The sequence below is a fragment of the Sphingomonas sp. LHG3443-2 genome, from assembly GCF_049896405.1.
Classification (GTDB): domain Bacteria; phylum Pseudomonadota; class Alphaproteobacteria; order Sphingomonadales; family Sphingomonadaceae; genus Sphingomicrobium.
On record NZ_JAFCUG010000001.1, the window covers coordinates 284560 to 299665 of the forward strand.

Below are 15106 nucleotides of genomic sequence, written 5' to 3' on the forward strand. Positions count from 1 at the left end.
CGATCTGGTTCGATGGCGGCTTCCCGCTTTACTGGCAGCGGGCGGCATGAGCGGTGACGAAAGCCGACCGGTCCCACGCGGACGGTGGGCGCGCGCCGGTCAGTTCGGGCGCCTCGCGGGCGGAGTGGCTGGCGGGATGCTGGCGGAAGGCGCGCGGCGGCTGGCGGCGGGCGAACGGCCTTCCGGACGGGACCTGTTGCTGACCCCCGCTAATCTCACCCGCCTCGCCGACCGCCTGGCCCATCTGCGCGGGGCGGCGATGAAGCTGGGGCAGATGATCAGCCTCGACACCGGCGACTTCCTGCCGCCGGAACTGAGCGACATCCTCGCCCGGCTGCGCAGCAATGCCTTCCATATGCCACCGCAGCAGCTCTCGAAGGTGCTGGAAACCGAATGGGGCAAGGACTGGCGCCGCCGCTTCAGGCGCTTCCAGGCGCACCCGATCGCCGCCGCCTCCATCGGGCAGGTCCATCGTGCCGAGACGCACGACGGGCGTAGCCTCGCGATCAAGGTGCAATATCCGGGTGTGGCGGAAAGCATCGACGCCGACGTCGACAACGTAGCCGCTTTGCTGCGCGTGTCGGGACTGCTCCCGGCCGGGCTCGACATCGCCCCGCTGCTTGGCGAGGCCAAGGCGCAGCTGGCGCGCGAGGCCGATTACGTCCGCGAAGGGCAGCAACTACAGCGCTATGGCCAGTTGCTGGCGGACGCGCCCGAGTTCGTGGTGCCGACGCTCGACGAAACCTTCACCACCTCCCGCGTGCTGGCGATGAGCTTCGTCGAAAGCCGCCCGATCGAAGCGCTCGACGACATGGCCCAGGACATTCGCGATCTGGCGATGACCCGCATCGTCGCGCTGGTCCTGCGCGAGCTGTTCGAGTTTGGGGTGATGCAGACCGACCCCAATTACGCCAACTATCGCCTGCTCGAGGATGGACGCATCGCGCTGCTGGATTTCGGCGCGGCGCAGGATGTTCCAGGCCCCATCCGCGACGGCTATAGGACCCTCCTCGGCGCCGCGCTGGCGGGAGATGCGGAGACGGTGAAGCGCGGGGCGGTGGCAGCGGGGTTCATCGGGCAAGCGGTGGCCGACCGCCACGGCGAAGCGCTCGACCGGATGGTGCAGGTGGTGCTGGCCGAACTGCACAAGTCAGGCCCGTTCGACTTCGGCGACCGGGCCTTCCTGACGATCATGCGCGAGGAAGGCATGGCGATCGCGGCCGACAAGGCGAGCTGGCACCTGCCCCCCGCCGACCTGCTGTTCGTCCAGCGCAAGATCAGCGGCACGGCGCTGCTCGGCGCGCGGTTCAAGGCCAAGGTCGACGTGCGCGGCCTGATCGCGGCCGCGCTCGCCACCTAGCTTACATCACGCCCATTTCACGCAGCAGCCGCTGCGCGCCGTCGACCTTGTCCATCGTCCACAGCATGAAGCGGCTGTCGACGTGTATGGTGCGGTTGATGGTCGGGTCATATTGCCAGTCGGCGATCACGCCATCAAGCGTGCCGTCGAACGCCAGGCCCACGAACTCCCCCTTGGCATTGAGCGTCGACGAGCCCGAATTGCCGTTGGTGATGTCGACCGTCGACATGAAATCGACCGGCAGGGTGCCAAGCGCCGGGGCGGTCCAGCGGCCGTAATCCTTGGCCTTGATGAGGTCGATTGCCTTCTGCGGCGCGGCGAATTCGCCCTTGCCGGTCTGCTTGGCAACCAGGCCCTCGGCGGTGGTGAACGGCGTCCACACCTGGCCGTCCACCGCCTTTCCCGTCACCTTGCCATAGGTGAAACGGAGCGAGCCGTTGGCGTCGGGATAGAGCGTCCGGCCCTTGCTCTCAGCGAAGGCGAGCATGCCGCGCATATAGGCCGAGCGTGCCGCCTGGAGCTTGCCGGCCCGGTCCTTGGCTTCCGCCTCACGGGCGATGTCGCGCGGGTAGGAGGCGACCGCGAGCTGGATGAACGGATCGGTCGAGGCTTCGAATTCGGCCGGGCTTTTGTTCAGCCACGCCAGCCGGGTCGCGGTGTCGCCGAGCTGCGTATCGGCATAGATGCGGTCCATGCCGAGCTCGGCGATCTTGGCTTCGAGCGCGGGATCGCGCTTGTCGGCCGGCGCCTTGCGATATTCGGTCAGCGCCTGCTCGAATAGCGCGCGGTCGACCTTGGGCACATAGCGCCGCTCGATCGCGGTCAGGCGCTGCTGCGTCGGCAGCAGGTCGCGGTCCTGATAGCCGCTTTCGCGTTGCGCGTCGGGCTTCTGCCGTTCCTTGGACCAGCGATACAGGTTGCGCGCCGCGCTCAGCAGCTGAGCCCGCCCGAGGGTGCCCATGCGGACATTGTCGAGCGCGCTCTGATTGGCTTCGGCGACCAGCGCATCGAGCGTGGCGGGATTGTACATCGCCGCGCGCTTGGGATCGGCGGCGATCCAGGCGCGATATTCGGCTTCCGCCGCATCCTTCCGCGCCGCAAGGCCGATGCGGTCGGCACCCGCCATCTCGCCCAGATACTTCTTCTTGTAATTGTCGGCGCCCTTGATGATCGAGGCATATTTGATCGTCGCGTCGGGATCGCCCGCGGTCGCCTTTTCGATCGCCGCCGAATAATCGTTCAGCAGCTGCTGCTGGACCGGCGTCATGGTCTCGAAATTGAACTTGGCTTCGGCCGCGGTCACCAGGCGGCTGGTGGTGCCGGGGAAGCCGGCGACCATCACGAAATCATTCTCCTTGACGCCTTCTGTCGCGACCTTGAGCCACGCCTTGGGCTTGTAGGGCACGTTGGTCGCGGCATAGGGCGCCGAGGTACCGTCGGGCGCGACATAGGCGCGGTAGAAGCCGAAATCGCCGGTGTGGCGCGGCCACATCCAATTGTCGGTCTCGCCGCCGAAATTGCCGATCCCGCCGGCCGGCGCATAGACCAGGCGCACGTCCTTGATCTCGAGCTGCTGCTGCAAATAATAGGTCGCCCCGCCGTAATAAGCGCGCACGTCGCAGCGGCGGTTTGGCTGCTTCTCGCAGGCCGAGACCAGCGCCTTGCGATTGGCTTCCATCTTCTCGTAGCGCGCCGCGCCGGTGAGGCGGGTGGTGACGCCCTTGTTCATTTGGGCAGTGACGTCGCGCAGATCCTCGATCACGTAGATGCGGGTGCCGGGTGCGGCGGCGAGTTCGTCGCCGAGGTTGGCCGCGAGGAAGCCGTCGGTGAGGTAATCCTGGCCCGGCTTCGAATTATACTGGATCGATCCGTAGACGCAGTGGTGATTGGTCGCGACCAGCCCCTGCGGGCTCAGGAACGCCGCCGAGCAGCCGCCGAGCGAGGCGATCGCATTCATCGGCGCCTTCTGGAGGTCCGCCAAGGTTGCGGGATCCACCTGCAAGCCCTTGGACTTGAGCTCGGCCGCGAGGCTTGGCGTCTGGCGGGGAAGCCACATGCCTTCTTCGGCAAGAGCCGCGGTGGACGCGAGCAGGCTGGTCACGGCAACGGCAAGGATTCTGGCGGTCATGGGGTGTCCTGTGAAAACGCTTGTGAGAGGGGCCGTATCAGAAGCACAAGCGCGCGCCAATCGCTGCCGGAACGCTGCGCATTTTCCTTTGATTTCAGGATCTAGGCCACCGCTTTCGCCGAGCGCGGATGATAGAAGCCCAGCGCCACCGCGAACAGCTCGAGAAGATGCTCGAACTTGCTGCGGAACCCGCCGATCTTGCTCGGGATCGGTCCCGCCGCCGGGTAGACCCGGCTGACCGGGACTTCCTTGGTGCGATAGCCGAGCTGCCCGGCGCGGACGGTGAGATAGAAGAGCAATTGGTAGCGGTCGAAGGCGTGCCGGAAAGGTGCGACCCGGGGATCAAGGAGATAGGCGCGGGAATAAGCGCGAAAGCCGTTGGTGGTGTCGCTGTAGCGGCGGCGCCCGGCAAGGCTCATCACCGGCGCATGGATCACGCGCCCGGCCAGCCAGCGCTCCAGTGGTGTATTCTCGGAAAAGCCACCGGGGACATAGCGTGAGCCTTGCACATAATCGTAGCCGTCGGCGAGCGCGGCGACGAAGTCATCGATCGCTTCAACCCCGTCCTTGCCATTGCCGTCGATGGTGACGATGCCGGCATAGCCTTCGTCCAGCGCCCAGGCATAAGCCATGCGAAGCTGCGTGCTGAGCTTGCCCGGCCCACGCTTCACCAGCAGTGCACGAACGCCATTTTCCCGCAGCAGCGCGTGGTCGAGCGAGCCGTCGGTGGAGCCGCCATCGGCGATGATGATGTCCACCTTGGGCGCCGCGTCACGAATGCGCGCGAGCTGCCGCTGGATGCGTTCGCCTTCGTTGATGACCGGGATCACCAGCGCATGCGCGTGACGGCGCTCGGCAAAGACCGTGAGGTCGTGCTCGGGCAGTTCGCGGACCATCATGCGTAATGCTCCTGCAGAACGGCCGCGGCGCGACCGAGATTGGCCGCCCAGTCTGGCGTGCAGCGCATTTCAACCGAGACAAAGCCACGATAGCCGCTCGCTTTCAGAGACGGGGCAAGCCGGGCGTGATCGCAATTACCCTGCCCGATCGGGCGCAGGTCGGGCTCGCTGACATGGGCGTGGACGCTGAGCGGTGCGGCCTCGACCAGCACGCGCGGATCCTCGCCTTCCAGCAAGATGGTGCCGGTGTCGATCTGGAGCCGGACGCCCGGACGATCGATGGCGCGGACCAGGTCGATCGCCTGCCGTGTCGTGGTGACGAAGTTGCAGCCGTAATGCGCCGCATTGGCTTCAAAGGCGATGGCGGTTCCGTGTTCCTCGAACACAGGCGCAAGCGCGCTGAAGAAATCGATGGCGATGGCGGTTGCTTCTGCCTGCGTCAGCGTGCCGACGTCACGCTGCCTGGGCGCTCCGAACACGCATGCACGGGCGCCGATCAGCCCGGCCAGGCGGGCAACCTTGCTCAGGTGATCGTGCAAGTGAGTGCGAGATTCCTTGCTCCCGAAGAGCGTTGCGCCGGGCACGTCGAAGAGGATGCCTTGGAGAGAGGGACAGGTGAGACCGGCATCGCCGAGGCGCTGGCGGAGCGCGCGGACCTCCTGCGCGTCCATATCCCAGCTGTCGAAGATGTTGCGCGGGGCGATCTCCACCCCGGAGAAACCAAGTTGCGGCAGCAGACCCAGCGCTTCATCGAGCGCGTCATTCGGCCAAGCGATGTTGGATGCGGCAAAGCCTTCAACCATGGCTTACCGCTTGCCGCTGTTCGTTGACGAACGTCGCCATCGCCCGCAGCACGGCTGCCGCATCCATGACGTAACCATCAGGACCGCCGAAGACGTCGCTGTAGCGGGTGCGAAGATCATAGGCTGGCGCCGGCTGGGTAGCCGGTCCGAGTTGCGCGTCCGGAAAGAAATGGTCGCGGATCTCGCCAATCGCCTCCGCTTCGCCGAACAGATTGACGAGCGTCAGGTCGCGCTCCCGCATGATCTCGAGATCGCCGGCGAGCCTTGCCGTCGGGTACCACTGAAAACGCGCCAGCGGGTTGATGGCCTCGGTCCCCTTGTCGTTCAGCAGGTCGAACAGCGCGTTCTTGCGCAGCCCTGTGCCGAACAAGGCCGGGAGGCGCGCGATGCGGCATGTAGCGAAGGTCGCGCTGCACCATTGCTCAAGTTCGAAGCGATGGGCGCCATAGGCATGATTGATCGACGGATCGATGACCGCGCTCTCGTCGGCACCCGATGACGCATCAGGGTAAACGTCAATGGTCGAGATAAGGATGAGCTCGTCGATCGAGGCGCGCTCCAGTGAACGGGTCAGTTTGGCGATCGCTGCCCGGTCGTTGGCCGGCTCCTTGTTGGCGAGCCACTTCAAGCCGGGTGCGCCGGCACAGATCACCCGGTCGTAGCGGCGCCCGGCAATGTCCTCGATGTTGGACGAATTGTAGAGGTCGGTAAAACCGCCGCTGCGCGCCAGCGTGCCGCCGACGAAGCCGGTGTGACCGATCAGCGCTGTTCGTTCCACGGCGACGGCCTCCTTTCGCTATCGGCAAGAGGCGGCGCGCCGAGGTGGAAGTGTCCGTTGGCGTCGACCACGTTCAACGCCATGCCGCGGCGCGACTTCATGCTGCGAAGCTCGCGAATGATGAGGTGCCGGCGGTGACTGACCCCGCTGTTGGTCGACAAGTGAATGACGTTCTCGGCAAGCAGCAGGAATTGCACGCTGAAGAGGAACAGCATGCCTGACAGCTGCAGGGAGAGTGTGGTCCAGCCGGGCTCGACCGAGGGCAGCAGGAAATAAATGGCAAGGACGTAGATGGCGTAGATCGCGCTGGCCCCGCCGCCAAGCACCGCCAGGTAGGAGCTGGCCCGAAGCAGCCCGGCGCTTCCGGTCGCCATCAGCCGCACCGCGCGACCAAGGTCCCGGCGGAGCGAGCGCTTGCGGTCACGGAGCGCCGGCGCGCCTGCAATCGTGACTTCGGTCGCCGGGAACGCCGCGCCGAGCGAGCGTGCCCGAACCAGCACCTCGCCCTCCCGGCGCGATACGATGTAAAGCGCGGCGGCGCGGCTGAGCACTCGGAAAGCCGACGGTCTTTGCTCGAAATCCATCCCGCTGGCGTGCCTGGCAAGGAAGCCGAAGCTCCTGACCAGCAGTCGCTCCAATGCGGCCTGCTTGCCGGTTTCGCTCGGGACGGCGGTGACGAGATCGGCGCCGCCTTCGACTTCGGCGATCACCTGCGGGAGGGCGTGCTCCTCCTCGTCGGTGGGCGTCGCGAATACGACGTAATCGCTGACCGCATGATCGATACCGACCAGCCGGGCGACGTCGGCGTGCACCGGTTCACTGAGGAAAACGACAAGCGAATCCGGCACCCGCTCGACCAGTGACTTGAGCTCTCGCGTCACCGCAGGGCCAACGCCGCTGGCGACGATGGTGACTTCGACATCGACGAACCAGGTTTGCAGGCGATCCACGAAGCGCTCGACCAGCTGCGGGTCGGGGCAGGTCTCGCCGGCGACCATCACCAGCGTGGCCGAGGTGAGCCGCATCCGGGAAGCGCCGGTGGTCACCGCAGCCTCCGCCCGGTCACCGGATGCCAAGGGGAAGGTCAATTCCACTGCTGGGCCCTCAGATAATCGCGTGCGTCATAGATATTGTCGATCTTCGACCCGAGCACCGAGACGACGCGCGGATGCTCGTCGCTCCGTTCGATCATGATCGGCCGCGCGTCGTCGCTCTCCGTCCGGCTCAGCACAGCCTTGACCTCGAACAGGGAGCGGACCACCCGCGCGCTTGCGAGGCAGGGAATGTAGCGTGCGGCGTCGCGGATCATTGCTTCGCCATTGCTTCGCGTCGGTGCTGCCGGTGTCCAGCCGATTTCTTCGGACGAGGCGTGCGGGGTGTAGCGCACGTGGCTGAGCGAATGCAGCCCGGCCGAGGGAAACGGCATGGTCGAGAAATAAGGTCCGTCCATCAGCGTCACGCCGAGGTCGCGCATGGCCATGGGCGGTTCGATCAGAAGCATCTCCGTCAGCTCCTTCTTGATCCTGCTCTTGAGGCTGACGCCGACACCTTCGAGCGCGCTGTAGGTGCAATTGAAGAGCCACGGGGTCGTGACCTCGCTGCCCCGGACATCGACCTTCACGGCCGACGCGGCACTGCTCGTGACCACGCCCTTGCTTCCGAGCCGGACCTCGATCTTGGCAGCGTCCAGCTGGCGGACAGTCCGTGCGGCGAGCTTCTGCGCGTCGAAGGCGAGCTCTTGCGTGAGAAAGGCTTGTTCGACCAGTTCGCTGTTGAACAGGTGCCGCACCTGGGCCGACGCTTCCTGGCATGGTGCCCCGATGGCCGAGCAAAAGGCGCTGAACTGCGAGGCGCTGACGCGGGAGCCGCGCGGAATGGCGTACAGTTTGGTGAAACCGCCCACCACGGCATCGGCGAATTCGTCGGCAAAGCGAAGATAGTTGAACCGCGACCGCGCTGCAGTGACGAACGAGCGGGGATAATGATAGCCGTTGTGAACGCGAGCCTGGTTGACGAACGATGCGCGTTGCAGAAGGGCGTTCTCCTGCTCGACCACCAACAGGCGCCCGAAGCCAAGACGACGCAGCGTCAGGGCTACCTCACAGCCGAAGAAGCCTCCACCGACGATCACCGCGTCGTAGGTTGCGCACGATGCCATCAGCAGATCGTCTGACGATGGTCAGCGAGGCGCCGGCACGGGCTTTGACACACCTTATCGGGGCTCGTCTCGATCGTGCACGGTTTCATTCGGCTGATGTACGACCGACTGGTTAACCATCTGTTGAAACCATCCGGAAGGACAGCCCGGCATCCGAACGAAGCGTTTCGACGTAAGCTGGAACGGTGGCTCGCGCCCAGCTTCGACGGCGACAATGCCGACTTGGTAGCGCTTCAGGAATGCAGCGATGTCCTCGCGCTGCAGCTGTTCGATGTTGCGCGGCATCATGATGGTCTTGAGGCCATAGACTGCGGTAAGGCGCGATGCTTCGACGTGATCGCTGAGCATCAGCAGTTTGCCGCGATGTCCGGCAAGACACTGCAGCAACGCCGCGTCACCCTCCCGCTTCGGAAAGGATGGCTGCCTCGGCAGCGTGCGCGCGGGCACGGCGACGGCAATCACGAACGCGAAGACCATCGCCAGCAGCGCTGCGGACACGGCACCTGCCCCGCGATGCGTCGGCGGGCGCCGCCGAACGAGCATGGCTAGCCCGACCACCATCAGCGACCACCACAAGGCGACGAAATAACGATCGTCGAAGTATCCGGTCACGACATAGCCGCTAAGCGTCAGGCTCATCAGAAGCGGTCCGAACACGAGCAGGCGGAGCGGCGGCAACGGCGCGCTTTCGCGAATGTCTGTGCCGGGTTGTTGCCGGACGATGCTGAGGACGACGACCAGCAATCCGAGGCAGGTGACCACTCCCAGGCTGATCACGAAGTGACCGCTCATCGCCAGCCCGTTCGACGCGACTTTGCCGAACCACGCCAGCGGCGCGTCAAAGGCCGTGGCAGACGGAGCGGGATACCATTCGGCGATATGCCGCGGTTCGATGCCCAGTGCGATGGAGCTATTGTCCGATTTGAACCACGTGCCGAAGCGGGCTCGCGAGTAGATCATCCACGGGCTGATGGTCAGCAGGAACGTGGCGATGTAACCCGCGAAAAAGGTTGCCTTGGGTCGCAGGAGAAGCGCCAGAAACGGCAGCAGCAGCGCTACGGGAAGCGCGTCGAAGCGGTTCATGACTGCAAGGCCGATCGTCAGGCCGACGAGCAGCCCTTCGCGCAACCGCAGCAAGCCGCGCGCCGTGATCGCCAGCACCGTTGCATAGAGCGCGAGCTGGAGGGGAATGGTTCGTCCGGCGAGCACCTCGTCCCGAAAGCCGGGCATGACGAACACCAGCATGGCGGCGGTCAAGCCCACCCAGCGAACGCCAAGGGCGCGGCGGCCGTACTGCTCGGACGCGCAGGCGAACAGCAAGGAGGAGATCACCGCAAGGACAAAGCCTGCCCTTGCGCCAAGGCCGGTCAGGGCATCCGTCAGCGCAAGCAGCGTCGGCCAGAGCGGTGGAAAAGCGCTGCTGAAGGCGCCGGCCTGCTCGAAGCTCCGGATGTGCCGGACTTCGTAGAAGTTGCCGCCGAAGATGGTTTGGGAGAGCTCATAAAGGGCCCAGCTGTCCGGGCTGTAGGTGAGCTGGTTCCACAGAAGGAAGAAGCTCGCGCCGAGGCAAGCAAGCGCTGCCCACAGGAGCGCACCGGGCAACACCATCCCGCGTCGTTCGGTGATTGCAGTCCCTTTCACACGCAGCCTTGTGACGCCGAGATGTTGGGAAATCCCTAAGCCGCCGCAAACCACAACAAGAGCGCCTCCCCATCCCGGCGCATTTTGAGCATCCCTGCGAAATTTTGCATGGGCAGAGCGCGCAAGCGGTGCAACAGAGCGGCGATGCAGTTTCTGGAGGGCACGCCGATGAGTTTCGTTCGCGCTGGTACGATCGTGCTGGGTCTTGCCGTGCTCGGAGGGTGCCGGACCGCGGCGGTGCCGGCGGTGGATGCAGTGCCAACCGTTGTGCCCGTCGCCCGCGATACCACTGCCATCAGCCCGCAGCGCATGTCGGAGATCACGCGGGTGCTGGCGTCCGACGAGTTCGAAGGCCGCTCGATGGGCACGCCGGGCGAAGAGAAGACGGTCGCTTACCTGATCGAGCAGTTTAAGGCGGCGGGGCTGGAGCCTGGTGGCGAGAATGGCGGGTGGACGCAGGCGGTGCCGCTGATCCGCACCAAGCTCCAAACGCCGACGCTATCGGTCCGGCAGGGCGCGGCCACCACGCCGCTGACCTTCCCCGGCGACATCTATCTCAGCACCGTGCGCGATACGCAGAGCGCGCGGATCGACGGCGCGCCGATCATGTTCGTCGGCTATGGCACGACGGCGCCCGAGCGCGGGTGGGACGACTTCAAGGGCGCCGACCTCAAGGGCAAGGTCGCGCTGTTCCTGGTTAACGATCCCGATTTCGAAGCCGGGCCAAGCGAGCCGGTCGCGGGCAAGTTCGGCGGCAAGACGATGACCTATTACGGGCGCTGGACCTACAAGTTCGAGGAAGCGGCGCGGCGCGGCGCGATCGGGGCGATCATCGTCCACGAGACCGAGGGTGCGGGCTACGGCTGGAACGTGGTGCAGAGCGCAGCGGGGGAAAACTTCAACATCGTCCTTCCGGCGGGCGCGACCCAGCCCGTGCTCCTGCAAGGATGGATGCAGCAGGCGACGGCCGAAGCGTTGCTGCGCCGCGCGGGTTATGACTACGCGACACTGAAGCGGCAGGCGCGCCGGGCCGACTTCCGCCCGATAGACCTCAAGGCGCGATTCAATGCCAGCGCGGGTGTCGAGCTCGCCCGGATCCAGAGCCGCAACGTGATCGGCAAGCTAACCGGCAGCCGCTTCCCGGACGAGACGGTCAGCTACAGCGGCCACTGGGACGCGTACGGCGTCGGCGCGCCCGACGCGCAGGGGCGCACGGTGCGGCCGGGTGCGGCCGACGACGCGCTCGGGCTGGCCGCGATGATCGAGATCGCGCGCAAGTTCGCGACCGGTCCACGGCCTGAACGAAGCCTCGTCTTCGCCGCCTGGACGGCCGAGGAGCGCGGGCTGCTCGGCTCCGAATATTATGCGCAGAACCCGCTGTATCCGCATGCCAAGATGGCCGCGAATCTGACGCTCGACACGTTGCAATGGGCCGGGCCGACCCGCGACACCCTGCTGATCGGGCGAGGGCAGAGCGAACTCGAGCGTTACCTCGCCGAGGGCGCGGCGGCGCAGGGGCGGACGGTGACGCCCGAAGGCCGGCCCGAGCGCGGCCTGTTCTACCGCGCCGACCATTTCACCCTCGCCAAACGCGGCGTGCCGGTGCTGCTGAGCATGGCGCTGGCCGGCGCCTACGATTTGCAGGACGGCGGCCGGCCGGCGGGCGAGCGCTGGCTCGAGAGCTTCACCGGCACCTGCTATCACCAGACCTGCGACGCCTGGTCGCCCGACTGGAACCTCGGCGGCGCGGTGCAGGAGGCGGACCTCTATTACGCGATCGGCGCGCGGCTCGCGAACAGCCGCGAGTGGCCGCGCTGGAACCAGCAGTCCGAATTCTGGAAGGTGCGCCAGGACAGCGCCGCCGAACGGGGCGAGGCGTCGGCCCCGCGCCAGGCGGGCGAGCGCGGCTGATGCCGATCTTCGCGCGCCTCCTCGCGTCCCCTGCTCTACTCGTCGCGCTGACGGCCGCGTCACCTGCGGAAAAGCAGCAATGGGCGGCACAGGCGAAACGCGTCACCATCGTGCGCGACGATTGGGGCATCGCCCACATCGGCGGGCCGAAGGATGCCGACGCGGTCTTCGGCATGATGGTCGCGCAGGCGGAGGACGACTTTCCGCGGATCGAGGCCAACCTTCTCACCGCGCTCGGCCGCACTGCCGAGGCGGAGGGAGAGAAGGCGATCTGGCGCGACCTGCGCGCGCGGCTCTACGTCAGCGAACCTGAGCTGAAGGCGCATTATGCCGCAAGCCCGCCGTGGCTGCGCAGGCTGATGGATGCGTGGGCTGCGGGGCTGAACCATTATCTCGCCACGCATCCCGATGTGCGACCCAAGGTGCTGACCCGGTTCGAACCGTGGATGGCGCTGAGCTTCACCGAAGGTAGCATCGGCGGCGACATCGAGCGGATCGACCTCGCCAAGCTCGAGGCTTTCTATGGCCGCAGCGCGACGCAGACCGCCGCCCTGCCCGACAACGAACCGCGCGGATCAAACGGCATCGCTATCGCCCCTGCCCTCACCCGCAATGGCCACGCGCTGCTGCTGATCAACCCGCACACCAGCTTCTTCTTCCGCTCCGAACAGCAGGTGACCAGCGGCGAAGGGCTGAACGCCTATGGCGCGTCCACCTGGGGGCAGTTCTTCATCTACCAGGGCTTCAACCCGACACTCGGCTGGATGCACACGTCGAGCGGGGTCGACAGCGTCGACGAGTTCGCGTTCGACGTGCGCAGCAGGGCGGCGCCGGCCTATCGCTTCGGTGCGAGGTGGCGACCGCTGCAGGCGCGGGACATCACGCTTCGCTATCGTGCCGCGGACGGCAGCCTGGCGAGCCGGGCTTTCCGCACCTGGCGCACGCATCGCGGGCCGGTGATCCGCGCCGAGGGCAACCGCTGGATCGCCTTCGCGATGCTCGACAATCCGGTTGCCGCACTTCAGCAAAGCTACCTGAGGACCAAGGCCCGCGACCTCGCCGGCTTCCAGAAAGTTGCTGACTTCAAGGCGAACAGCTCCAACAACACGCTGGTCGCGACGGCGAAGGGTGAGATCGCCTATCTCCACCCGCAATTCGTGCCCCGGCGCGACGACCGCTTCGATTACACCGGCGTGGTCGACGGCAGCGATCCGGCGACCGACTGGCGCGGGCTGCATGCGATTGCCGAGCTGCCCAATGCGATCAATCCGGCGACCGGATGGGCGCAGAACACCAATGCCTGGCCCTACCGCGCGGCGGGGAGCGCGAGCCCCGATCCGGCGCGCTTCCCGCGCTACATGGACACGTTCGGCGAGAATTATCGCGGGGTGCACGCGCAGCAGCTGCTGACGGGGTCGCGCGATTGGACCCTGGAAACGTTGCGCGCGGCGGCGTTCGATCCGCACCAGCCGGGCTTCGCCGAACTCGTGCCGCAACTGGTGCGCGCGTACGATGCGTCGCCCCGCGGCGCGGCACGGCGGACGGCACTCGCCCCGCAGATCGCGATGCTGCGTGGCTGGGACTATCGCTGGAGCGCCGACAGCGTGGCGCAATCGCTGGCGATGTTATGGGGCGAGGCGCTGCAAAAGAAGCTGCCGTCGCGCCCGAACGAAGCGCGCAATCGCTTCTTCGCGCGGCTCGGGTCGGACACCAGCGACGCGCAGAAACTCGACGCGCTGGCCGAAGCGGTTGCGCGGCTTTCTGCCGACTTCGGTAAGTGGCAGGTGCCGTGGGGCGAAATCAATCGCTTCCAGCGCATCTCGCCAGCGATCGATCATCCGTTCAGCGATGCGGCGCCGAGTATCCCGCTGCCCTTCGCGTCGGGACTCTGGGGCTCGCTGGCCTCGGTCGGGTCAGGCCCCAAGCCCGGCACGAAGAAGTGGTACGGAACCAGCGGCAACAGCTTCGTCGCCGTAGTGGAGTTCGGGCCGCGGGTGCGCGCGGCGGCGATCATGGCGGGCGGGGAAAGCGGCAATCCCGCTTCGCCCCACTTCAACGATCAGGCGGCGCGCTACGCGGCGGGCAATCTGCGGCCGGTCTATTTCTACCCGGACGAGCTTCGCAGCCACGTCAGCCGGACCTACCGCCCGGGCGAATAGATCCGGCCGTCCTTGATCACCTGCCGCACCCGGCGCGTGGCGGTGATGTCGGCGGTGGGGTCGCCTTCCACCGCGACGAGGTCGGCGCGCAGGCCGGGCCGGATCGCGCCGCGGTCTGTAAGGCCGAACGCCTTGGCATTGCCCGAGGTCACCGCGACCATCGTCGCCAGCGGGGTCATTCCGCCCGCGACCATCAGCTCCAGCTCGCGCGCATTGTCGCCGTGGGCATAGACGCCGACGTCGCCACCGGCGCAGATCGGCGCGCCAGATTTCAGCGCCAGCGCGAAGGCCTTGCGGCTGAGGCTGACGGACGCCGGCGCCGGGTCCGCGCCATTCCACCCGCCGTAGCGGGCCACCGCGTCGGCCGCGGCCAGCGTGGGGCAGAGGGTCACGCCGCGCGCACGCATCTGGGCGAAAACCTCGGCCGTCCCGCCATAGCCATGCTCGATCGTGTCCGCCCCCGCTGCGATCGCCCGGCGCATCCCTTCGGGGGTCGAGGTGTGGATCGCGACTGGACGCCCCGCATCGTGCGCGGCGTCGACCGCTGCTTTCAGCTCGGCCAGCGAAAAGGTCGGGCGGCTGTCCTCGCCGGCGCGCCAGCGATAGTCGCCGTAGAGCTTCACCACGTCGGCGCCGGCGGCGATCTGGCTGCGGACGACCCGCACCACCTCGTCGACGCCGCTGGCTTCCTCGGCGCCTTGCGGCACTTCGACGCCGGGCTCGAACCCCTTGGGACCGTAGGCACCACGCGCGACGATCGCCTTGGTCGCTATCACCAGATGCGGCCCCGGCACGATGCCTAGGTCGATCGCCTGACGCAGGCCGACATCGGCATAGCCCGCCCCTTCGGTGCCAAGGTCGCGCAGGGTGGTGAAGCCCGCTTCCAGCGTCTGGCGGGCATGAACCACCGCCCGCGCGGTGCGCAACGCCAGCTGCTCGTTCAGCACCTGCGCGTCCCATTTGGCTTCGTTGTAGGGGTGCAGGAACAGGTGGCCGTGCCCCTCGATCATGCCGGGAATGAGGGTGGTGCCGGGCAGCTCCACCACCCGCGCTCCCGCAGGCACAGGCAAGTTGGGCCCGACCGCCGCGATCCGGTCGCCCTGCGCCAGCACCTGCCAACCGGCGCGCGGGGCTCCGACCCCGTCGAACACGCGGTCGGGCTTCAACAGCAGCGGCGGCGCGGCGGCCGGCTGCGCGGCGGCAAGCGCGGCCGAAAGTGCGAAGCCCAGAACCATGACGCGTCTCCCCTTTGGGCCCGATCCAAGCGAA

Annotated in this window: 11 protein-coding genes; 3 read left to right on the forward strand and 8 right to left on the reverse strand. The window is 66.7% G+C overall.

Features of this window, described 5'->3' with window-relative positions:
• Positions 1-46 precede the first annotated feature (46 nt).
• Complete coding sequence (locus ACP69Z_RS01305) at positions 47-1360, forward strand: ABC1 kinase family protein (RefSeq protein ID WP_426265749.1); 1314 nt, start codon at positions 47-49, stop codon at positions 1358-1360.
• A gap of 1 nt (position 1361) precedes the next feature.
• On the opposite strand, the gene ACP69Z_RS01310 is transcribed toward ACP69Z_RS01305, so the two are convergent.
• The 7 genes from ACP69Z_RS01310 to ACP69Z_RS01340 all read right to left on the reverse strand — a co-directional run bounded on the left by ACP69Z_RS01310 (position 1362) and on the right by ACP69Z_RS01340 (position 9767).
• Positions 1362-3488 carry a S46 family peptidase gene (locus tag ACP69Z_RS01310; protein WP_426265750.1) on the reverse strand — a complete coding sequence of 709 codons (2127 nt, stop codon included), beginning with the start codon at positions 3486-3488 and terminating at the stop codon, positions 1362-1364.
• 101 nt (positions 3489-3589) lie between these two features.
• Positions 3590-4387: a glycosyltransferase family 2 protein gene (locus ACP69Z_RS01315; protein WP_426265751.1), complete on the reverse strand. Its 798-nt coding sequence runs from the start codon at positions 4385-4387 to the stop codon at positions 3590-3592.
• Positions 4384-5190: a sugar phosphate isomerase/epimerase family protein gene (locus ACP69Z_RS01320; protein WP_426265752.1), complete on the reverse strand. Its 807-nt coding sequence runs from the start codon at positions 5188-5190 to the stop codon at positions 4384-4386. The genes ACP69Z_RS01315 and ACP69Z_RS01320 overlap by 4 nt, the downstream gene beginning before the upstream one ends.
• Positions 5183-5968 carry a hypothetical protein gene (locus tag ACP69Z_RS01325; RefSeq protein ID WP_426265753.1) on the reverse strand — a complete coding sequence of 262 codons (786 nt, stop codon included), beginning with the start codon at positions 5966-5968 and terminating at the stop codon, positions 5183-5185. Before ACP69Z_RS01325 ends, ACP69Z_RS01320 begins: the two co-directional genes overlap by 8 nt.
• Entirely contained in the window at positions 5950-7062 is a 1113-nt protein-coding gene (locus tag ACP69Z_RS01330; RefSeq protein ID WP_426265754.1) for a hypothetical protein, read from the reverse strand. Before ACP69Z_RS01330 ends, ACP69Z_RS01325 begins: the two co-directional genes overlap by 19 nt.
• Positions 7053-8126 carry an FAD-dependent oxidoreductase gene (locus ACP69Z_RS01335; RefSeq protein WP_426265755.1) on the reverse strand — a complete coding sequence of 358 codons (1074 nt, stop codon included), beginning with the start codon at positions 8124-8126 and terminating at the stop codon, positions 7053-7055. Before ACP69Z_RS01335 ends, ACP69Z_RS01330 begins: the two co-directional genes overlap by 10 nt.
• A gap of 54 nt (positions 8127-8180) precedes the next feature.
• Positions 8181-9767 (reverse strand): hypothetical protein, encoded by a 1587-nt coding sequence (locus ACP69Z_RS01340; RefSeq protein WP_426265756.1) that lies wholly within the window; start codon positions 9765-9767, stop codon positions 8181-8183.
• Between the two features lie 144 nt (positions 9768-9911).
• Between ACP69Z_RS01340 and ACP69Z_RS01345 the strand changes: the two genes are divergently transcribed.
• Both ACP69Z_RS01345 and ACP69Z_RS01350 read left to right on the forward strand, forming a co-directional pair.
• The gene (locus ACP69Z_RS01345) at positions 9912-11678 is read left to right on the forward strand and encodes a M20/M25/M40 family metallo-hydrolase (RefSeq protein ID WP_426265757.1); all 1767 of its coding nucleotides are present in this window, start codon (positions 9912-9914) and stop codon (positions 11676-11678) included.
• The gene (locus ACP69Z_RS01350; protein WP_426265758.1) at positions 11678-13837 is read left to right on the forward strand and encodes a penicillin acylase family protein; all 2160 of its coding nucleotides are present in this window, start codon (positions 11678-11680) and stop codon (positions 13835-13837) included. The genes ACP69Z_RS01345 and ACP69Z_RS01350 overlap by 1 nt, the downstream gene beginning before the upstream one ends.
• Here ACP69Z_RS01350 and ACP69Z_RS01355 read toward each other — a convergent pair.
• A complete protein-coding gene (locus ACP69Z_RS01355) occupies positions 13819-15072 on the reverse strand; it encodes an amidohydrolase family protein (RefSeq protein ID WP_426265759.1) in 1254 nt (417 codons plus the stop codon). The two genes, ACP69Z_RS01350 and ACP69Z_RS01355, sit on opposite strands and share 19 nt — an antisense overlap.
• Between the last annotated feature and the right edge of the window lie 34 nt (positions 15073-15106).

Excerpts from the sequence above, each read along its gene's own strand:
- ACP69Z_RS01305 (WP_426265749.1), top strand. The coding sequence starts at position 47 with ATGAGCGGTGACGAAAGCCGACCGGTCCCACGCGGACGGTGGGCGCGC.
- ACP69Z_RS01310 (WP_426265750.1), bottom strand. The coding sequence starts at position 3,488 with ATGACCGCCAGAATCCTTGCCGTTGCCGTGACCAGCCTGCTCGCGTCC.
- ACP69Z_RS01315 (WP_426265751.1), bottom strand. The coding sequence starts at position 4,387 with ATGATGGTCCGCGAACTGCCCGAGCACGACCTCACGGTCTTTGCCGAG.
- ACP69Z_RS01320 (WP_426265752.1), bottom strand. The coding sequence starts at position 5,190 with ATGGTTGAAGGCTTTGCCGCATCCAACATCGCTTGGCCGAATGACGCG.
- ACP69Z_RS01335 (WP_426265755.1), bottom strand. The coding sequence starts at position 8,126 with ATGGCATCGTGCGCAACCTACGACGCGGTGATCGTCGGTGGAGGCTTC.
- ACP69Z_RS01345 (WP_426265757.1), top strand. The coding sequence starts at position 9,912 with ATGCAGTTTCTGGAGGGCACGCCGATGAGTTTCGTTCGCGCTGGTACG.
- ACP69Z_RS01350 (WP_426265758.1), top strand. The coding sequence starts at position 11,678 with ATGCCGATCTTCGCGCGCCTCCTCGCGTCCCCTGCTCTACTCGTCGCG.
- ACP69Z_RS01355 (WP_426265759.1), bottom strand. The coding sequence starts at position 15,072 with ATGGTTCTGGGCTTCGCACTTTCGGCCGCGCTTGCCGCCGCGCAGCCG.